The sequence below is a fragment of the Burkholderia theae genome, assembly GCF_048565265.1.
Lineage (GTDB): Bacteria > Pseudomonadota > Gammaproteobacteria > Burkholderiales > Burkholderiaceae > Burkholderia > Burkholderia theae.
In genome coordinates, this window is record NZ_CP183462.1 from 1,863,233 (window position 1) to 1,883,515 (window position 20,283).

The 20,283-nt window shown below is 67.9% G+C and carries 19 protein-coding genes; 7 read left to right on the top strand and 12 right to left on the bottom strand.

The features are described 5' to 3' along the window. Positions 1-13: 13 nt before the first annotated feature. The 6 genes from ACN22W_RS25855 to ACN22W_RS25880 all read right to left on the bottom strand — a co-directional run bounded on the left by ACN22W_RS25855 (position 14) and on the right by ACN22W_RS25880 (position 4,750). Positions 14-1,351: a heterodisulfide reductase-related iron-sulfur binding cluster gene (locus ACN22W_RS25855; RefSeq protein ID WP_193101033.1), complete on the bottom strand. Its 1,338-nt coding sequence runs from the start codon at positions 1,349-1,351 to the stop codon at positions 14-16. Positions 1,352-1,474: 123 nt separating this feature from the next. Then, a complete protein-coding gene (locus ACN22W_RS25860) occupies positions 1,475-1,897 on the bottom strand; it encodes a rubrerythrin family protein (RefSeq protein WP_048250182.1) in 423 nt (140 codons plus the stop codon). A gap of 225 nt (positions 1,898-2,122) precedes the next feature. Then, complete coding sequence (locus ACN22W_RS25865; RefSeq protein ID WP_419687574.1) at positions 2,123-3,391, bottom strand: RNA polymerase sigma factor; 1,269 nt, start codon at positions 3,389-3,391, stop codon at positions 2,123-2,125. Further along, entirely contained in the window at positions 3,388-3,804 is a 417-nt protein-coding gene (locus ACN22W_RS25870) for a VOC family protein (RefSeq protein WP_048250180.1), read from the bottom strand. Before ACN22W_RS25870 ends, ACN22W_RS25865 begins: the two co-directional genes overlap by 4 nt. A gap of 44 nt (positions 3,805-3,848) precedes the next feature. Next, positions 3,849-4,271 carry a YciI family protein gene (locus tag ACN22W_RS25875; RefSeq protein WP_419687575.1) on the bottom strand — a complete coding sequence of 141 codons (423 nt, stop codon included), beginning with the start codon at positions 4,269-4,271 and terminating at the stop codon, positions 3,849-3,851. A gap of 125 nt (positions 4,272-4,396) precedes the next feature. Then, a complete protein-coding gene (locus ACN22W_RS25880; RefSeq protein ID WP_069750127.1) occupies positions 4,397-4,750 on the bottom strand; it encodes a YciI family protein in 354 nt (117 codons plus the stop codon). 207 nt (positions 4,751-4,957) lie between these two features. On the opposite strand from ACN22W_RS25880, the gene ACN22W_RS25885 reads away from it, so the two are divergent. The 4 genes from ACN22W_RS25885 (at position 4,958) to ACN22W_RS25900 (ending at position 9,417) form a co-directional block, all read left to right on the top strand. Further along, positions 4,958-6,805 (top strand): ExeM/NucH family extracellular endonuclease, encoded by a 1,848-nt coding sequence (locus ACN22W_RS25885; protein WP_419687576.1) that lies wholly within the window; start codon positions 4,958-4,960, stop codon positions 6,803-6,805. A gap of 284 nt (positions 6,806-7,089) precedes the next feature. Further along, positions 7,090-7,476 (top strand): DUF883 family protein, encoded by a 387-nt coding sequence (locus tag ACN22W_RS25890; RefSeq protein ID WP_129516820.1) that lies wholly within the window; start codon positions 7,090-7,092, stop codon positions 7,474-7,476. A 64-nt stretch (positions 7,477-7,540) separates the two neighbouring features. Continuing rightward, positions 7,541-8,125, top strand: a complete 585-nt coding sequence (locus ACN22W_RS25895) for a YSC84-related protein (protein ID WP_048250176.1) — start codon at positions 7,541-7,543, stop codon at positions 8,123-8,125. Positions 8,126-8,361: 236 nt separating this feature from the next. Next, complete coding sequence (locus ACN22W_RS25900; RefSeq protein WP_129516818.1) at positions 8,362-9,417, top strand: AI-2E family transporter; 1,056 nt, start codon at positions 8,362-8,364, stop codon at positions 9,415-9,417. A 301-nt stretch (positions 9,418-9,718) separates the two neighbouring features. Here the strand turns inward: ACN22W_RS25900 and ACN22W_RS25905 are convergent, their stop codons facing one another. From ACN22W_RS25905 to ACN22W_RS25925, 5 genes are all read right to left on the bottom strand, one after another. After that, positions 9,719-10,735 (bottom strand): NADP-dependent oxidoreductase, encoded by a 1,017-nt coding sequence (locus ACN22W_RS25905; RefSeq protein ID WP_048250174.1) that lies wholly within the window; start codon positions 10,733-10,735, stop codon positions 9,719-9,721. 37 nt (positions 10,736-10,772) lie between these two features. Further along, a complete protein-coding gene (locus tag ACN22W_RS25910; protein WP_193101039.1) occupies positions 10,773-11,561 on the bottom strand; it encodes an SDR family oxidoreductase in 789 nt (262 codons plus the stop codon). A 460-nt stretch (positions 11,562-12,021) separates the two neighbouring features. Further along, entirely contained in the window at positions 12,022-12,612 is a 591-nt protein-coding gene (locus ACN22W_RS25915; protein ID WP_048250172.1) for a phosphatase PAP2 family protein, read from the bottom strand. A gap of 81 nt (positions 12,613-12,693) precedes the next feature. Beyond that, the gene (locus tag ACN22W_RS25920; RefSeq protein WP_419687580.1) at positions 12,694-14,010 is read right to left on the bottom strand and encodes an Nramp family divalent metal transporter; all 1,317 of its coding nucleotides are present in this window, start codon (positions 14,008-14,010) and stop codon (positions 12,694-12,696) included. Continuing rightward, positions 13,959-15,023, bottom strand: a complete 1,065-nt coding sequence (locus tag ACN22W_RS25925) for a helix-turn-helix domain-containing protein (protein ID WP_419687582.1) — start codon at positions 15,021-15,023, stop codon at positions 13,959-13,961. Before ACN22W_RS25925 ends, ACN22W_RS25920 begins: the two co-directional genes overlap by 52 nt. A gap of 462 nt (positions 15,024-15,485) precedes the next feature. Between ACN22W_RS25925 and ACN22W_RS25930 the strand changes: the two genes are divergently transcribed. Continuing rightward, complete coding sequence (locus ACN22W_RS25930) at positions 15,486-16,409, top strand: LysR family transcriptional regulator (protein WP_419687583.1); 924 nt, start codon at positions 15,486-15,488, stop codon at positions 16,407-16,409. 97 nt (positions 16,410-16,506) lie between these two features. Next, positions 16,507-16,908: an OsmC family protein gene (locus ACN22W_RS25935; protein WP_048250168.1), complete on the top strand. Its 402-nt coding sequence runs from the start codon at positions 16,507-16,509 to the stop codon at positions 16,906-16,908. Between the two features lie 81 nt (positions 16,909-16,989). On the opposite strand, the gene ACN22W_RS25940 is transcribed toward ACN22W_RS25935, so the two are convergent. Next, positions 16,990-17,871: a Dyp-type peroxidase gene (locus tag ACN22W_RS25940; RefSeq protein WP_048250167.1), complete on the bottom strand. Its 882-nt coding sequence runs from the start codon at positions 17,869-17,871 to the stop codon at positions 16,990-16,992. A 457-nt stretch (positions 17,872-18,328) separates the two neighbouring features. Here ACN22W_RS25940 and ACN22W_RS25945 point away from each other — a divergent pair, with 457 nt between their 5' ends. After that, entirely contained in the window at positions 18,329-20,191 is a 1,863-nt protein-coding gene (locus ACN22W_RS25945; protein WP_419687586.1) for an ABC transporter ATP-binding protein, read from the top strand. The last annotated feature ends 92 nt before the right edge of the window (positions 20,192-20,283 follow it).

The window sequence follows — 20,283 nt, forward strand, 5'->3', positions numbered from 1 at the left end:
GGCCGGCATCGGCTCAGATGCCGTACGCGCGACGCAGCAGCGTAAGCGGATGCGCGAGCGGCGCGGACGGCAGCCCCTTCTCGTCGATGCCCTGCACGATGTGATGGCCGGCGAGCGCGCAGTCGGACGACACGAAATCCGGCTTCGGCTCGGCCATCGCCTTGAACACGGGCGCGCCGATCCGCATCGCGTCCGCATGGAATTCCTTCTTCACGCCGAACGTGCCCGCATGCCCCGAGCAGCGCTCGACGACATTCACGCGCGTATCGGGCACGAGCGACAGCGCGTCGGCCGTCTTGCGGCCGATGTTCTGCACGCGCGCATGACACGGCACGTGATACGACACGGTGCCGAGGCCGGTCTTGAAATCGGTCTTCAGCAATCCGTCGCGATGTCGCGCGATCACGTATTCGAACGGATCCCAGAATGCGTCGGCCACCGCGCGCACGGTTTCGTCGCCGGGGAACATCAGCGGCAGTTCGCTCTTGTACATCAGCACGCAACTCGGAATCGCGCCGATCAGCGCGTAGCCTTCGCGCGCATAACGTTCGAGCACGGGCATGTTCACGGCCTTCTTCGCGGCGACGCCCGCGAGGTTGCCCTGCTCGAGCAGCGGCATCCCGCAGCAGGCTTCGCGCGTGACGAGTTCGTACGGAATGTCGTTGTGCGCGAGAATCGCGAGCAGGTCGTGGCCGATGCCCGGTTCGTTGAAATTCACGTAGCACGTCGCGTAGATCGCGACCTTGCCGGGCGTGCGTTCGCCGTCGCGCACGGGCGGGTTGGCCGAGCGCTTCGCGGCGCGGCGGAACTTGCGCGGCGCGAACTCCGGCAGCCATGCGTTGCGATCGACGCCGAGCGCCGCTTCGAGCGCATGCCGCGCCGGTGGCGTACGGTTCACCGCGTTCACCGTCTGCGTGACGATCGGGATGCCCGCGAAATGGCCGAGCGCATCGGTGTTCGACAGTATCTTGTCGCGCAGCGACGCTTCGCCGCGCTGGTAGCGCGCGGCCTTGCCGCGCAGCATCAGGTGCGGGAAGTCCACGTTCCATGCGTGCGGCGGCACGTACGGGCATTTCGTCATGTAGCAGAGGTCGCACAGATAGCACTGGTCGACGACCTTGCCGAACGCTTCCTTCGGCACTTCCTCGATGTCGCCCATCGGCGTGTCGTCGACCAGATCGAACAGCGCCGGAAACGCGCCGCACAACGACACGCAGCGCCGGCATCCGGCGCAGATGTCGAACACGCGCGTCATTTCCGCATCGATCGCGGCCTGGTCGTAGAACGCATCGGACTGCCAGTCGAGCGGATGCCGGGTCGGGGCTTCGAGACTGCCTTCCTTGTGGGGCATGGGGCGCTCCAGCGTGGCGCGCATGCGCGCGAGCGCGCCGCCCGCGCGCTGCGGGCAGCGATGAACGAACGGCCTGCCGCTGGCCGGTCACCCGGCACGTGCCGTGCGGCCCGCGGCGGCCCGTCAGTCGACGAGGCTGTCCAGTGCCTTCGTATAGCGGTTCGCGTGGCTGCGTTCGGCCTTCGCGAGCGTCTCGAACCAGTTCGCGATTTCGTCGAAGCCTTCGTCGCGCGCCGTCTTCGCCATGCCCGGATACATGTCGGTGTATTCGTGCGTTTCGCCGGCGATCGCCGCTTCGAGATTCAGCCGCGACGAGCCGAACGGCAAACCCGTTGCCGGATCGCCGACCGCTTCCAGATATTCGAGATGGCCGTGCGCATGGCCGGTTTCGCCTTCGGCGGTCGAGCGGAACAGCGCGGCGACGTCGTTCTGCCCTTCGACGTCAGCCTTCGAAGCGAAATACAGATAGCGCCGATTCGCCTGCGATTCACCGGCGAATGCGGCCTTCAGGTTCTCTTCGGTTTTGCTGCCCTTGAGTTGAGCCATTTGCGCCTCCGTGCGAGTCAGCGCGGCCGCGTATGAAGCCGGGCCGATGATGTATGTGGGGAACGATGCGTTTGCCGGGGCGCGCGCATCGCGCTCTTTAATCTAGGCGCTCGCGTTCGCATCCCCCAATAGGCTTTTTCAATGCTGGCGATAGTGCCGGGTGCCGGAATCGCCGGGAACGCGGGTTCGGCGCGCGGTGCGTCGCGCTCACGCGCGGCTCATGCGTCACGCGTCCGTCGCGCGCCTGAGCAGCAATTCGCGTTCGCGTTCGTTGCGCGTCAGTTCCGCCGCGCGGCGGAACTCGGTCTTGGCCTCGTCGGTGCGGCCGAGCTTCGCCAGCAGGTCGCCGCGCACGCTCGGCAGCCAGTGATAGCGCACGAGCGCGGGATCGTCGCGCAACGCGTCGACGAGTTCGAGCGCCGCGGCCGGCCCGAACGCCATGCCCACGGCCACCGCGCGATTCAGCTCAACGACGGGCGACGGCGCGACTTCGGCAAGCGCGTCGTACAGCGCGACGATCTGCGCCCAGTTCGTGTCCGATGGCTGCCGCGCGCGCGCATGGCAGGCGGCCAGCGCGGCCTGCAGCGCATACGGCCCGCGCACGCCGCCGAGCTTCGTCGCCCGTTCGAGCGCCGCGAGACCGCGCCGGATCAGCAGCGGATCCCAGCGGCTGCGGTCCTGGTCGAGCAGCAGCACGGGCCGGCCCTGCGCGTCGGTGCGCGCATGCATGCGCGACGCCTGCAGCTCCATCAGCGCGACGAGCCCGAGCACCTCGCTTTCATCCGGCGCGAGCCCGGCCAGCACGCGGCCGAGACGCAACGCCTCGTCGCACAGCGCCGGACGCGTCCAGTCGTCGCCGGCGGTGGCCGCATAACCTTCGTTGAACACCAGGTAGATCACTTCGAGCACCGATGCGAGCCGCGCGGGCCGCGCATCGGCGGCCGGCACCTCGAACGGCACGCGCGCCGCCGAGAGCGTGCGCTTCGCGCGCACGATCCGCTGCGCGATCGTCGGCTCGGGCGTCAGGTACGCGCGCGCGATCTCGCCCGTCGTCAGCCCGCCGAGCAGCCGCAGCGTCAGCGCGACCCGCGCATCGGTCGACAGCACCGGGTGGCACGACGTGAAGATCAGCCGCAGCAGATCGTCGCCGAAGTCGTCGTCGCTCGCGTCGGCGAGTGCATCGGCGATATCGGGAACGACATGCGCTTCGAGCGCGTCCATTTCGTGGCCAAGCTGGTCGCGCTTCGCCGCATGGAGTGACTCCTGCCGGACGCGGTCGAGCGCGCGACGCTTCACGGCCGTCATCAGCCACGCGGCCGGGTTGTCGGGCACACCGTCGACGGGCCAGTGCTCGAGCGCCGCGACGAGCGTGTCCTGCGCCAGTTCCTCGGCCACGCCGACGTCGCGCACCACGCGCGCGGCGCGCGCGATGATCTTCGGCGCCTCGATCCGCCAGACCGCTTCGATCGCACGATGCGTCGCCTCACGCGTCACGACGCGTGCCCCTGCGCGGTCGCGTCCTGCTCCATGTACATCAGCTCCCACGTGTGGCCGTCCGGATCGGCGAACCCGTGGCCGTACATGCCCGGGTACTCCAGCGGCGGACGCGGCGTGGACCCGCCGGCCGCGCGCGCCTTCGCGACGACTTCGTCGACTTCGGCACGGCTTTCGCACGACAGGCACGACAACGCCTGCACGTGCGTCGCCGGATCGACGATGGTCTTGTCGGTGAAGGTCTGGAAAAACGGCCGCACGAGCAGCATCGCGAAGATCGTGTCGCTGATGCGGATGCAGGCGGCCTGGTCGTTCGTATAGGCCGGCACGACCTCGAAGCCGAGCCCCTGGTAGAACGCCTTCGAGCGCGGCAGGTCGGTCACGGGCAGATTGATGAAAACCATTTTGTGCATGACGGGTGCTCCGGTAGGAATGGATTCAGGCTTCACGCGGGAATTCAGGCAGCGTTGCCGCGGCCGACGTGGAGGTCGCGGAACCGCTCGACCGCGTCGCTCGGTGTGAGGTCGTCGAGCTCGAACAGCGGCCGCACCTCGATCTCGCAATCCATCTCGGCGCCGAACGGCGCGGGGAACCGGCGCGTCCATTCGAGCGCCTCGTCGCGCGAACGCACCTGGATCAGCGTATAGCCGGCGATCAGCTCCTTCGTTTCGGCGAACGGGCCGTCGACCACCGTGCCCTTGCCGCCCGTGTAGCGCACGCGCCAACCGCGCGCGCTCGGCCGCAGCCCGTTGGCATCGAGCAGCACGCCGGCGTTGGCCAGTTCCTCGTGATAGACGGTCATGGCCTCGACCAGCCGGTTGTCCGGCAACGCGTCGGATTCGCTGACGGCGTTCGCCCGGATCATGATCATGAATCGCATCGTTCACTCCTTGTCGTCGGTGGCAGGAGGCGTCCGTTCATCGGCGCCTTATCCTGACGACGGGCGGCACCCGGCCGAATCGACACGCGCCGCGACGAGTCAGGGTAAATACCGAGTCACCGCATTCACAGGAAGCACGGGCCGACCGCGCGCACCTCGACCGTGCACCATTGCGCGGCCGGGCACTGGCGCGCGATCTCGATCGCTTCTTCGCGCGTGTCGACGTCGACGAGGAAGAAGCCGCCGACCATCTCCTTGGCTTCCGCGAACGGGCCGTCGAGCAGGCGCGTCTCGCCGTCGCGCACCTGCACGCGCGTGCCGCGCTCGGAGCGCTCCAGCGACTCGACGCCGCGCAGCACGCCGCGCGCCTTCAGTGACTCGGCGAAATCGACCATCCGCGCGTACAGCGCCTGCCCTTCGTCGAGCGTGCGTTCGGCGCGCTGGTCGGTCGGTTCGACAATCAACAGCATGTAAGACATGGACTTCTCCTGTGGGGACGGGGTGCAGCGGCGTTCGCCGCGCGATCGGCGTGCGACACCCGATGCGAAAGCGTAACAGCCGCGGCAGGGCCTGCCTGCATCGTTAGCCATCCGGCACTGGCCGGACGGCCAATTCGGCCGCTTCCTGACATTTTGCCGTCAAGATGCGTTCCCGAACTGTCGGATTTTCTTCCAGTGGACCGCCTTATGTCACACCTGCTTCCGCCGCTTGCCGTTGCGCTATCGCTCGTCCTCTCCTTCCTGCCGGCCGCGGCTGCGCTGCCGGTCAGCGCCGGCTGCGGCGGCGCGACCACGGCCATCGCCGACCTCCGCAGCGCCCGCGGCCCGTCGCCGCTGGCCGGGCAAACGACCTCGATCGAGGCGGTCGTCACCGCGGCGTTCGGCGGCGCCGACGGCCTCGGCGGTTTCTTCGTCCAGCAGGCCGACGCACAACGCCGGCATCGGCCGGGCGTCCCGGAGGGCCTGTTCGTCTACGCGCCGAAGGTGCGTGCGAATGCCGGCGATCTCGTGCATCTCACGGGCAGGGTCGACGACCGATACGGCCGCACGCAGTTCGTGCTGTCGGGCGGCATCGCCGTCTGCGCACGCGGGCAGACGGTCACGCCGGCGACACTCACGCTACCGGTCGCCACCCCGGCCGTGCTGGCCGCACACGAAGGCATGCGGGTGCGCCTGCCGCAAACGCTGACGGTCAGCGATACCCACGAACTCGGCCGCTACGGCAGCGTCGTGCTCAGCAACGGCCGGCTGCGCATCCCGACCCAGGTCGCACCGCCGGCCGAAGCCGCTGCACATGCGGCGGCCAACGCGCGCAACCGCATCGTGCTCGACGACGGCTCGAACCGCCGCGATCCCGCGACGGTCCGTTATCCGTCGCCCGCGTTGAGCGCCGCCAACACGCTGCGCGCGGGCTACACGGTGCGCGGCGTCGAAGGCGTGCTCGAACTGCGCTACGACACGTGGCGACTGCAACCGGCAGCCGGCGCGGCGCCAGTGTTCGACGCCACCGCGAATCCGCGGACCGATGCGCCGGGCCGGCATCCGGACGCCGATGTGCGCGTCGCGTCCTTCAACGTCTTCAACTATTTCAACGGCGACGGCCAGGGCGGCGGATTCGACGCGCCGACCAACCGCGGCGCGAAAACGCACGCCGTGTTCGTGCGGCAGGAAGCAAAGATCGTCGCCGCGTTGCGTGCGCTGCGCGCCGACGTGATCGGGCTGATGGAAATCGAGAACAACGGCTACGGCAACGCGAGCGCCGTGCAACGTCTCGCCGCGCAACTCGGCGACGGCTGGCGCGCGGTCGATCCCGGCACCGAGCGGCTCGGCCGCGACGCGATCGCGGTCGCGCTGGTGTACGACAGCCGCACGGTCGAGCCGGTCGGGCGCGCCGCCACGGTCTCGCTCGGCCGCCGGCACCGCCCGCCGCTCGCGCAGACATTCCGGCGCATCGGCGGCACACGCGCGTTCACCGTCGCGGTCAATCACCTGAAGTCGAAGAACTGCCCGCACGCGACCGGCGCCGACCTCGACCAGTCCGACGGCCAGGGCTGCTGGAATGCGGCACGCACGCGGGCCGCCACGCGCATTGCCGACTGGCTCGCCGCGCCGCCGACGGGTGACGCGACCGACGGCGTGCTGCTGATCGGCGACCTGAACAGCTATGCGAAGGAAGATCCGGTCCGCGCACTCGAATCGCGCGGCTACGCGAACCTGATAACCCGCTTCGTCGGCGATGCTGCGTACAGCTACGTATTTCGCGGCGAAGCCGGCAACCTCGACCACGCGCTCGCCACCTCGACGCTCGCCGCACGCGTGAAAGCCGTGCACATCTGGCACATCAACGCCGACGAACCGGTTGCACTGCAATCCGTGCCCGATTACAAGACACCCGCGCAACGGTCGTCCTACTACGCGCCCGACGCGTACCGCTCGTCGGACCACGATCCCGTCATCATCGATATCGCACTTGACGACAGCGGCACCGGGCCGGCCTCGGGCCCGAACCGTGCTCCTCGAAACAGCGTGGACTAGTGCATTTGCATCAGCACAACGCGTGCAACGGCACTATTTACCTGATGCCCCTGGCGACGCCATATTTACCGGGCATTCATTTCGTATCGCTGCCCGATACGCCGACTCGCCCGATTGCGAAATTTTTTCAACCGCTGCACCGCCCCGCGCGACGGGGCTTCGCGGCGATCCTGCCGACGAATTGAAAATTTGTCTCGAAACTCAATTGGATCAAGTGAATCACACTAGTTGCTGGGATTCGTCTTATCTTCAAATTAGCCTTGAATCGAAGGAGGATAAACACCATGGCACTCACCGACTCGATCGAACACAAGCTGGACCGGGGCCTGTCCGACATCCGGCGCACCGGTCGGCGCGTGGGCCGCACGACGCGCTCGGCCGCTCGTGACCTGCACGCCGACGTGACCGACGATCTGCGCGGACTGGTCGACGAACTGGAAGACCTGCTGAAAAACGATGGCGACGGCGACATCGCCGCGCTGCGCAAGCGCGTGCAGTCCCGGCTCGATGAAGCGCGCAGCACGCTCGACCACGCGTCGGGCAGCGCGGCCGCCCGGCTGCGCGATTCGGCCGAACGCGTATCGCAGGCCGTGCACGACAACCCGTGGCAAACCGCCGGTGTCGTCGCGGGCCTCGCGTTCGTTGCGGGCCTGCTCCTTGCCCGCCGTTGAACGGCGCCGGCCGCCCCGCTGCCCGCACCGTCCGTCCTCAATCAGACAACGAAGGAGAATCGCCATGCAGAAATCTCTCGCCATGAAAGCCGCCGCCGCCGTGATGCTCGGCAGCCTCGCGCTCGCCGGCTGTACGACCACGCCCGACAAACCCGAAAACGCGTCGACCAGCGCGTCGAAGCGCCAGTCGATCGACGCCAGCGTGAACGCAACGCTGTCGCGCCTTTATTCGACGGTGCCGGGTTCGCGTGAGCTCGTCGGGAAATCGCGCGGCGTGCTCGTGTTCCCGAACGTGCTGCAGGCCGGCTTCATCGTCGGCGGCCAGTCCGGCAACGGCGCGCTGCGCGTCGGCGGCAGCACCGTCGGCTACTACAACACGTCGTCGCTGTCGGTCGGCCTGCAGGCCGGCGCGCAGTCGAAGGCGATCGTGTTCCTGTTCATGACGCAGGATGCACTCGACTCGTTCCGCAAGTCGGACGGCTGGGCCGCCGGCGCCGACGCATCGGTTGCAGTCGTGAAGGTCGGTGCGAACGGCGCGGTCGATACCACCACGGCCACCGCGCCGGTCGAGGTGCTGGTCCTGACCAACGCGGGCCTGATGGGCGACCTGTCGGTGAACGGCACCAAGGTCACCCGGCTCGATATCTGACGACGCGGCGTGCGGCCTCAGGCCGTGCCCGCTTCCCGGCAGCGCCGCGGCCCCGGCCGCGGCGTTTTCGCATGGGTCACGCGCAGCGACTATGATGGCGGCACCTTTGCGGGCATACTCCGGTTGGGCCGCCCCTGCGATGCGTTTCGCCGCGAACCCGTGACGTTCGCGAGTCGATCGCGCCCCGGGCAACGAGATTCAATCAAACCAAGCATCAATCTGCGCGAATGCCACCCATGGATAGCGGACATCACGACCACCAAAAGTTCTTTTATTTCCTGCTGTTCGCGGTCACCGTCGGCATGTGCGGGATTCTCGCGCCGTTCTCCGGCGCCGTGTTCTGGGGCACCATTCTAGCGATCCTGTTCCAGCCCGTGCAGCGCTGGCTCGCCGCGCGTTTCGGCAAGCGACGCAACCTGGCCGCGCTCGTGACGATGACGCTGATCATCCTGATCGTGATCCTGCCGCTCGTGTTCGTCGCCGGCACGCTCGTCCAGGAAATCGCTTACGTCTACCAGGAACTCAAGACCGCGCAGCCGAACTATGCGCAGTACTTCCAGGACATCATCCACGCGCTGCCGACCTCGATCCAGCGCCTGCTCGCGAAATACGGGCTGACCAACATCCCCGGCATCCAGAAGAAGCTGGCCGACGGCGCCGCGCAGATCAGCCAGTTCGCGGCGGCCCAGGCATTCAGCATCGGCCAGAACACGTTCCAGTTCATCGTCAGCTTCGGCGTGATGCTGTACATGGTGTTCTTCCTGCTGCGCGACGGCGGCGAGATCGGCCGCCGCGTGCGCCGCGCGCTGCCGCTCGACGAGGAGCACAAGAACCTGCTGCTCGCGAAGTTCACGACGGTCGTGCGCGCGACCGTGAAAGGCAACATCGCGGTCGCGCTCGTGCAGGGCGCGCTCGGCGGGCTGATCTTCTGGATCCTCGGCATCCAGGGCGTCGTACTGTGGGGCGCGCTGATGGCGTTCCTGTCGCTGCTGCCCGCGATCGGCGCGAGCCTCGTGTGGATACCGGCCGCGCTCTACTTCCTGGCGACCGGCGAGGTCTGGAAATGCGCGATCCTCGTCGCGTTCTGCGTCGGCGTGATCGGCCTCGTCGACAACCTGCTGCGCCCGATCCTCGTCGGCAAGGACACGAAGATGCCCGACTGGGTCGTGCTGATCTCGACGCTCGGCGGGATGGCGCTGTTCGGCATCAACGGCTTCGTGATCGGGCCGCTCGTCGCCGCCCTGTTCATGGCGAGCTGGGATATCTACGCGCGCGCCGAACAGGTCGAATGACAACCCCGCGTGGCCCCGTGCCACGCACTCGGCTGCCAGTAGTCCGCGCACGCGCGGAAGCTTGCGCATCGCCGCCGATGCTGCCCGCTTCGCATTGCTCCGCACGTTCCCTCTCCTCTGCCGCGTGACCAGAAAAAAAGGCGGCGTGACGCATCTGTCACGCCGCCTTTTTGCTGGCGATCACTTTAGGGAGAGAGGCCGGGACGAAATAAGTCCTAAACTGAGTCCCATTTGATCGAACTCACCGCGTTCGACAACCCTTCACGGCACCCTGCGGCCAGCATCGCGCGCCGCAGGCCGATCACGCGTCCGGATCGACGCGTAGCACAAGCTTGCCGCGATGATCGCCGTCGAACAGGCGATTCAGCACGTCGGGCGCGTTTTCGAGACCGTCGGCCACGGTTTCCTCGGCCTTGAGCCGGCCGTCGCGCAACCAGCCCGCGAGCGTCTGCACGGCTTCGCGGCTCTTGCGGTAATCCAGGATCAGGAAGCCGCGCATCGTCAGCCGCTTCGAGATCAGCACGCCGACGTCGTCGGCAGCGCGCCCGCTGTTGTAGTTCGAGATCACGCCGCACAGCGCGACGCGCCCGCCGATCACCATCCGCGACAACACCGCGCGCATCACCTCGCCGCCGACGTTCTCGAAATTCACATGCACGCCGTCCGGCGTCGCGGCCTTCAGTTGCTGGCGGAAATCGTCGGCCTTGTAGTCGACGGCCGCGTCGAAGCCGAGCGTCTCGGTCAGGTAGCGGCACTTGTCCGCCCCGCCCGCGATACCGACCACGCGCGCGCCGTGGATCTTGCCGATCTGCCCGGCGATCGAGCCGACCGACCCGGCCGCCGCCGACACGACCAACGTTTCGCCGGGCTGCACCGGCGCGATGTCGGTCAGCCCGTAGTACGCGGTCAGCCCGCTCATCCCGCACGCGCCGAGCAGCGTCGGCAGCGGCAGGCCCGACTGCGCGGGCAGCTTCACGAGCTGCGCGGCCTGGTCGGCCGGCACGACCGCGTAGTCCTGCCAGCCGACGAGCCCCTGCACGAGATCGCCTTCCGCGAAACCCGCATGGCGCGACGCGACCACGCGCCCGATGCCGAGTGCGCGCATCACCTCGCCGATCGCGACGGGCGGCAGGTACTGCGGCACGTCGCTCATCCACACGCGGTTGGTCGGGTCCATCGACAGGTACTGCACGCGCACGAGCACCTCGCCGTCCGCGAGCGCCGGCACCGGCGTCTCGACGAACGAGAAGTGTTCGCGGCCGACCCGCCCTTCCGGGCGCGTCTTCAGCAGCAGTTGGCGGTTCACGGGTGTCGACACGATGTTCTCCTCCGGTAGTTGTTGTGCGGGATGCGCGTCAGACCGCGCACATGCCGCCGTCGATCACGAGTTCGGCGGCCGTCACGAAGCGGCTCTCGTCCGATGCGAGATACACGGCCGCATGCGCGACGTCGTCCGGCTCGCCGAGCCGGCGCAGCGGAATGCCGCGGGCGAGCTTGCGCGTTGCGTCGCGTTCGCCGAGCGTCTGGAACAGCGGCTCGACGATCCCCGTGCGAATGAACGCCGGGTGAATCGAGTTGCAGCGCACGTCGATCTCGCGGCGTGCGCAGTCGATCGCGACCGACTTCGTCAGCGACGCGACCGCCGCCTTCGACGCGTTGTACGCGGTGAAATCCGGCTCGACCTTGAACGCAGCGACCGACGAGATGTTGATGATCGACGCGGGATGGCTCTCGGCCAGATAGGACAGCGCATGCTTGCAGCCGAGCACGATGCTCTCGACGTTGATCGCCATCACGCGCCGCCATTCGTCCAGCTCGATTTGCGCGGGCGAGCCGATCGAGCCGACCCCTGCGTTGTTGACGAGCACCGACAGCCCGCCCATCGCATCGGTCGCCTGCGCGAGCAGCGCCTTCCAGCGCGCTTCGTCGCGCACGTCCTGCGTCGCGGCGAACGCGACCGGCGTCGCATGACCCGCGTTGAGTTCCTGTGCGAATGCGTCGAGCACCGCCGCTTCGGCGATGTCGGTCACGAACACGCGTGCGCCCTGCTCGACCATCCGCCGCGCGATCGCGCGGCCGAGGCCGCCCGCGGCGCCCGTGATGTATGCGCACTTGCCTGCGAGGCGCGAAGAAACGACTGTCATGGAACCTGCTCCTATCGTGAATCGTCGTCGCGCAACGCTGCCGCGACGGGTTTTCCGTGCGTATCCCGGCTGACAGATGCCGGTTGACGGCGCCTCGGCGTGACGAGGTGCCTGACGGTTTCCGCAAGTATATCGAGACGAACGTGACGCGCGCCGGGCAAGCCGGGCAGCCGGCCCCCAGTCGAACGACAGCCAGCGTACGCGAATGCCGCCAATCGATGAAATGAATATTCGTTATGCCCAGTCATAGATTCTGTTCATGACCTCCGCGCACCCGCGGCAACGCGCCAGTCGGCACGGCGCCCCTGCCAATCAGCCGGTTGTTTGATTCAGGGGGATAACGAACGTTGCGTTCCGCGACGGAAAGGAAGCGATCGGGAAGAGAAATCGGGCAGCTGCCGGGCGATCGCCGGCGACCACACAGCGGCGCGGGAGTCCCCGCCGCCGAAACGAACAACCGTCAGAAACCGTCGCCCGACGGCGCGCGCACGAACGCGCAGAGCTGCGGCGAATGCGTGTCGATCATTTGCTGGAACGGCGCACGGTGCCCGTACGCGATGCCCGATACGAGCAGCAGGCAGACCGCCGCGACGCGCGGCGAGAACGCGCGCTGGCGCGCACCGTCGTAGCCGCGCAGGAACACCAGCGCGACCAGCGCGCCGAGCATCCAGCCGACGACGACTTCCGGAATCGTGTGCGAGTGATCGAATACGCGCGCCACCGCCGTGATCGCGCCGACGGCCAGCCCGGCCGCGATGCCGGGCGCCTTCCCCGGCCGGAACGCCTGCCACAGCATCGACAGCGCGACCGTCCACACGGACGTCGACAGCATCGTATGGCCGCTGATCACGCGGAAATCGAATTGCGGGAGTTCGATGCCGCACCCGGCATACAGGATCTTCGTTGCACCGACCAGGCCCATGCCCGCGGCGAGCAGCACGCTCCAGCGGACCGCGAGGCGCCAGTCGGTCAGCGCCAGCCACGCCGCACACGTCAGCGCGATCGGCAAGGTCAGCGCGGCATCGCCGATGTTGCTGATGTCACTCCACATAACGGACTTCGGACGGCTATCGAAAGGGCGCAGTTTACCGTATGCGCGCCGTGCGTCTGTGTCAGCCTGTTTCAGGCTGTATCAGCCCGCGACACCGGTAATCAAAAGCAGGTTCGTGCCGGTGATGACGGCGAACAGCACCCACGCGGCGACCCGCATCCCGCGGCCGATCGCGTGCGCGCCCATCGTGTTGCGATCGCTGACCGACCGGATCAGCGGCCACATCGCGAACGGCAGCTGCAGGCTCAGCAGCACCTGGCTCCAGACGAGCAGTTGCCCGACCGAGCCGTCGCCGAGCCACAGCACGCCGATCAGCGCCGGCACGAGCGCGAGCCCGCGCGTGATCAGCCGGCGCTGGTAGCACGGGATCTTCGTATGCAGGAAGCCGTCCATGATCACCTGGCCGGCGATCGTGCCGGTCAGCGTCGAGCTCTGCCCCGACGCGAGCAGCGCGACGCCGAACAGCAGCGCGGCAGCACCACCGGCGATCGGCGTGATCAGCTTGTAGGCCTGCTCGATGTCGGTCACGTTGTGCTGGCCCGTCGCATGGAATGCCGCGCCCGCGACGATCAGGATCGCCGCATTGACGAGCATCGCGACGAACAGCGACACGCAGGTATCGATGCGTACGAGCGCGAGCGTGTCGCGGACCACGCCGCGCGCGCCGCCGACGACATGCCGCGTCTGCACGACCGACGAATGCAGATACAGGTTGTGCGGCATGATCGTCGCGCCGACGATGCCGAGCGCGAGCACGATCGCGTCCTTGCGGTCGTGGCCCGGATCGCCGGGCACGAGCCCGCCGACCACCGCGTGCCAGTCGGGCGGCGTGATCGCGACCTGCGCGACGAAGCAGAACGCCATCGTCGCGATCAGCGCGAGCACGATCGCCTCGATCTGCCGGAAGCCCTTGCCCTGCAGCCCGAGCACGATCAACGTGTCGAGCGCGGTCAGCACGATCCCCCACGCGAGCGGCACGCCGAGCAGCAGCTTGAACGCGAGCGCACAACCGAGGACTTCCGCGATGTCGCACGCGATGATCGACACTTCGGCGGTGACCCACTGCACGATCCGGCCGAGCCGGCCGTAGCGGTCATAGCTGGCCTGCGCGAGATCCTTGCCCGCGACGAGGCCGAGCCGCGCCGCGAGCATCTGCAGGAAGATCGCCGCGAGGCTCGAGAACGCGACGACCCACAGCAGCGAATAGCCGAACTGCGAGCCGGCCTGGATGTCGGTCGCCCAGTTGCCGGGATCCATGTAGCCGATCGCCACGAGCAGGCCGGGGCCGAAGAAACGCTTGAGCTTCTGCCAGCGCGGCGCGCCGGCGTCGATCGTGATGCTGCCCTTTACTTCCGACGGGCAGAAAGGGGCAGTGGCGGTAGTGGGGAGGAAGGGCATGTAAACAGGGGATCGAGATCGCGACACGACGATTTTACGGGTATCCGTCCCGTTTTCTCGCGCGCATCGTCGCATGCGGCACAACGCGTCTCGTCGCCCGCGCAAAACGCGGCTGCGGGCCCCTCGTCCACATCGCGCAACGCGGTGCCGTGGGCGAGGATCTTGTCGCGCTCGGCGACGCGAAATTCGGTCGGCGACATCAGCAGGCGCTGGCGAAACAGCTTCGCGAGCCGCTCGCCGCTGCCGAACCCCGTGCGGCGCGCGACCTTGTCGGCCGGCAGCGTCGTGTGGATCAGCATGTGGCACGCACGCTCGAGCCGCACGTGCTGGACGAACTCGGTCGGCGTGACGCCGATCTCCTTCTTGAAGCGCCGCAGGAAATTGCGCTCGCTCATCGCGGCGGCCTGCGCGGCGTTCGCGATCGAGATGCGGTTCACGCTCTGCGCGCGCAACCGCTGCGCCGACATCCGGATCGACGGGCTCGCGCTCAGTTCACGGAACGCCCACATCGATTGCGCATAGCGCTGCTCGACCGGCCGCAACATGTTGCTGGCGATCTCCCGCGCGGCGCTGTCGCCGAGATCGTCGCGGAACATGTCGAGCGCGGCGGCGAACACGTCGGTCTCGCCGGCCTCCAGTTCCATCGTCGTGGCGGCACGGCGCCCGGCCCGGCCGGGCCGCATGTCGATCGCCGCCGACGGCCGCTGCGTGGCCGCGAGCGCGGGCAAGTCCATCGCGTCGACGATCCAGCGCGCATGATGACGAATGTCGGTCAGGCGCCGCTGCAATGCGTCATCCCAGTTGACGGCCGCACGGTCGCCGTGAAGATGAAAGAACGCGAGCGCACGGCGACTGTGCTCGTCGCCGAGCGGATCGGCGGCGATTCTCACGCCGGACGACGACTGCAACAGTCCCCCGCTTTCGGATACGTACTTCAACTGGTAATCCGCACTGAACGCATGCAAACGATTCGCCAGATTGAAAGCCTCGCCAAGACGCGCGGCCTGGGCCAACGAAAACCCCGTACTCAAATAGATAACGACCCACCTCTGATCTGCTGCATTCACTGGCCAAGCCCCCGACTTGTTTCGACTTCTTCTAATACCGTCGAACTGTCAGGCTTATATTTGGTTTGAATGCGTGCGACAGGACGGCTATCCCGAAATATGAAGCGACGGCATCTTAGCCGAACGGGTCACGCCTTTGGCGCGAAATGGCCGACGGGGACAGCATGATGGCGGATTACTACAGGCTGCCACCGGCCGCTGGTATGCCGCCATGGAATCACGCTTCTCTATGCGGCCGATTGTTGCGGCCATCATGTATCACGGGCCGCATTGTGTTGCAGCGCGTATCGATTCGATCGGCATCGACATGCGGCGAACGCCATCGATCGCCGCGCACGAAAGCCCGCGTATCCGTTGCCTGCGCATCCTTTAGAATCGATCCACCGCTTACCACCCCGCCCGCACCCCGTGCCCGCCGATCACCGTCTCGACCTGAACCTGTTTCGCGTGCTCGACGCCGTCTACGTGCACGGCGGCATCGGCGCGGCCGCCCGCGCGCTGCATCTCACGCAGCCGGCCGTCACGCACGCGCTCAACCGGCTGCGCGCGCATTTCGACGATCCGCTGTTCGTGCGCCAGGGCAACCGCGTCGTGCCGACCGAGCGCACACGTTCGATCATCGCGGACGTGCAGTTGCACCTGAATGGCCTGCAGGGCACCGCGCGCGACCCGTCGGCATTCGATCCCGCGACGCTCGACCTGAGCATCGCGGTGGGCATTCGCGACGTGCTCGAATCGATCGCGCTGCCGCGGATCGTCGCCGCGTTCGCCGACGAAGCGCCGGGCCTGCGGCTCGTGAGCCGCCGCATCGCGGTGCCCGACATCGAGCGCGAACTCGCATCGGGCAATCTCGATCTCGTCGTCGATCGTCGTGTGCAGACGGGCCCGCGCATTGCCACCGAACACCTGCTTGACGATTCGCTCGTCGTCGCGCTGCGCCGCGATCATCCGCTCGCGCGCGACGCGCTGCGGCGGGGCGATTATTTCGCGGCGCAGCATATCGCGGTGTCGTCGTTCGGCGAACCGCAATCGCTCGACGTGCTGCTCGGCAGCGATGGACGCTTCCGCGATATCCGGCTCACCTGCCAGCACTATTTCGCCGCGTGCCAGATCGCGGCGACCGGCGACCTGCTGGTCACGCTGCCGCACACCTATGCGTTGCGGATGGCCGCGCTGCTGCCGATCGTCGTGCGGCCGCTGCCGCTGCGGCTCAAGCCGTTCCCGCTCCTCGCGTACTGGCACGAATCGCGCGATACCGACCGCGCGCACCAGTGGGTGCGTGAACGCATCGCCGCGCTCGTGCGCAGCAGCGCCGGCGCCGCCCACGCGTAGCACGCTGCGGACGCCGTTCCGGGCGAAACGCTATGCTGACGGCTTTGCGCTGCCACGCAGCGCCTGCCGCCTTCTTACCGCTTACCGGAGACTTGCCATGTCGCTCATCCATGCCGCTGCCGTCCTCGATGCCGACGCGCCCGACTATGTCGTCCAGCTGCAGGCCGGCACGCACGCGCTGACCGGCGACGAAGGCCCACGCGAAGGCGGCCAGGACCGCGGGCCGGCGCCGTACGAGTTCGTGCTCGCCGGTCTCGCGCAATGCACGGCCGCGACGCTGCGCATGTATATGCAGCGCAAGTCGTGGCCGGCCGCGCGCATCGACGTGCGCACCGAGCTGCATGCCGATCGCGAAGGCGTGCAATACGTGCGCCGCGTCGTGACGCTCGACGGCCCGCTCGACGACGCGCAACGCCAGCGCCTCGCGGAGATCTGCGAGAAGACGCCGGTCACGCAGTTCATCAAGCGCGGTACGCGGATCGAGACGACGTTGAACTGACGCGCGATCGCCTCACACAAAACAAAACGGGCGGGCCGCGCACGATGCGCGGCCCGCCCGTCCTTCGATGCAGTCAGGCGCTTACAGCCCGAGCGCGGACAGATCCAGCTTGCCGCCCTTCATCGGCGGACACCAGAAATACGCGCCCGTCAGCGGCCGCGTGAAACGGAACAGGCCGTCGACGATGCCGTCGTCCGCGCCGCTCATCCGGCGCATCTGCACGTCGAACGCGCGGAACGAGCAGCCGAACGCGACGAAGTACAGGCCCGCGCGGCGCGCGTCCGACCACGGCGACGAACGGCGCAGCATGAATGCCTCGGGCTCGAAGCTTTCCTGCGCGGTGCGCTTCACGTGCGCGAACTCGGGCGCGTCGTCGAGCTCCTCGTTGTCCGAACGGCGGCGCCCGATGATGTTGTCCATGTCGCCCGACGGGATGCGCTCCATCTGGTCGAAGTCGTGCAGCCACTGCTGCACCGCGACGAAGCTCGCGCCGTCGAGCCCCGCGCCCTGCCCCGATACGATCGCCGCGTCGAGCGCGTCGTCGCCGGTCGGGTTCTCGGTGCCGTCCTCGTAGCCGGACAGGTCGCGATCGTTCGAATAGCGGAAACCGTCGACCGCGTCCTGCAGCGCGAACGCCGGCGCCAGCGCGCGTTCGATCGCCCGCGCACGCAGCACGATCTCGCCGCGGTCGTCGGCGCGCAGCCACACCCATACGTCGGCCGGCGTCGCCGGCAGCGTGCGGTCCTTCACCGCGAACGCCGGGTAATCGGTCAGGCCCGGAACCGGGCGCCCGAGGTGCGCCGCCAGCGCCTGTCCGAAACCGACGACCGTGTCGCGCCCGTCGACGATCTCGCGCAACGCGGCGAGCGCCGCCGCCACATTGCCGTCATTCGAAATCGTGAAAGTGAGGTATCGGGCCGCCGTATCGATCGGAGCCAGGATGCCTTGCTGAACGTCGCTCATCGTTTCCTCAGGAATGGTTCGTGGTGAATCTGCGAGGGCCGCGTCGCGCGCCGCTCGTCATGCCGGGGCCGCGCCGCGGACAGCCCGCGAAAGCAGGGCCGAAACCCTGAATACTAACCGTATCGACGCCGCAACGCCGCATTCGTCGGACGTTGCAGCGCGCCGGACAGTACTGATAGAATCTTTACACGTCTTTTCGGCGTCCTTTCAACCGTTCACTTCAGGGGAGGTGCAGATGTTCCGAATGCCAGCAACCTTCCCGAACGTGGTCCCACGGCGTAGCTGATCCAGCCCGCCGTCCGCGCCGGCTCCCGAGTTTTCCGCTAACCCGTCAGCCGCGCTTTTTCCCGACAGCCCGTTTCGTTCCGCCCGCGTTTTCCGCGCGGCTCCGGCTGTTGCGTTTTCGACGTTCTCCGAACCGGAAAGTCCCGTCGCGCGATGCGCCGGGCAACGATACATGACCAGAAAAACCACCCAACTGGGCGGCCATGCATTCCAGGCCGTCTTCGGCTTCACCTTCCGCTACTGGCGCCAGCAGCCGGCCCGCATCGCCACGGTCGCGGCGTTCGCGCTGCTCGCCGCGCTCGCCGACGTGCTCACGCCACTGTTCGCCGGCCGCCTCGTCGACGCGCTGTCGACCGGCCTGACCGACCGCGCCGCCGCGTGGCATTCCGCCATCACCGCGTTCGGCACGCTCGCCGCGCTCGGCATCGGCGCAACGCTGCTGCGGCAAGGCGTTTACCTGAACATCATCACGCTCACGCTGAAGATGATGAGCGAGATCGCCGCCGCGTCATTCCACCGCGTGCAGCGCTTCTCGACCGACTGGCACGCGAACAGCTTCGCGGGTTCGACCGTGCGCAAGATCACGCGCGGCATCTGGGCGCTCGACCTGCTGAACGACACGGTGCTGATCGCGCTGCTGCCGTCGGTCACGATGCTGGTTGGCGCAACCGTGCTGCTCGGCACGCACTGGCCCGTGATGGGGCTCGTCGTCGGCGTGGGCTCGCTGCTGTACATCTCGGTGACGGTCGCCGTGTCGCTCGGCATCGTCGCGCCGGCCGCGCGGCTCGGCAACCTGTGGGATACGCGCATGGGCGGCGCGCTCGCCGACGCCGTGAGCTGCAACGCGGTCGTCAAGGCATTCGGCGCGGAAACGCGCGAGGAAGCGCGGCTCGCGCGCGTGATCGGCAAGTGGCGCCAGCGCACGCGTCGCACGTGGGTGCGCGGCACGTTCAACGGCGGGTTGCAGGGCGCGATGCTCGTCGCGATGCAGGCCGCGATGATCGGCGTCGCGCTGCGGCTGTGGGCGAACAACGAGGCGAGCGTCGGCGACATCGCGTTCGCGTTGACGATGTTCTTCATGCTGCAGGGTTACCTGCGCGACGTCGGCATGCACATCCGCAACCTGCAGCGTTCGGTCAACGACATGGAAGAACTCGTCGCGCTCGAACGCCAGCCGCTCGGCATCGACGATCGTCCCGACGCACCGGCGATCCGGATCGGGCAAGGCGAGATCCGCTTCGAGCACGTGACGTTCCGCTACGGCAACCATCCGGTGCCGCTGTACAACGACTTCTCGATGCGGATCGCGCCCGGCGAACGCGTGGGCCTCGTCGGCCACTCGGGGTCGGGCAAGACGACGTTCATCAAGCTGATCCAGCGGCTGTACGACGTGTCGGGCGGCCGCATCACGATCGACGGGCAGGACATCGCCCGCGTGCGGCAGGATTCGCTGCGCGGCCAGATCGCGATCGTCCAGCAGGAGCCCGTGCTGTTCCACCGCACGCTCGCGGAGAACATCGCGTATGCACGCCCCGACGCGAGCCGCGCGGACATCGAGCGCGCCGCGCGTCTCGCCAGCGCACACGACTTCATCGTCGCGCTGCCGGACGGTTATGACACGCTCGTCGGCGAACGCGGGATCAAGCTGTCGGGCGGCGAGCGCCAGCGCGTCGCGATCGCGCGCGCGTTCCTCGCCGATGCGCCGATCCTGATCCTCGACGAAGCGACGTCGAGCCTCGACAGCGAGAGCGAGCTGCTGATCCAGCAGGCGATGGAGCGGCTGATGGTCGGCCGCACGACGCTCGTGGTCGCGCACCGGCTGTCGACCGTGCGCGCGCTCGACCGGCTGCTCGTGCTCGATCGCGGCAAGGTGATCGAGGAAGGCAGTCACGACGCGCTGATCCGTATCGACGGCGGTATCTACCGTCGGCTGTTCGAGCGGCAGGCGCTGGAGCTCGCGAAGGGGCTCGCCGATTCGCCGCGGCGCACCGCGGACGATGACGCCGGGCCGCTGGGCGAACCGGCCGAGGCGTGACGCAGGCGGGTCGCGATGCGGCCCGGCGGTGGGGTCATCACTGCCGGGCTGTGTCGACCCGACCGGATTCGGATCGAGGCCGTGCCACGTGC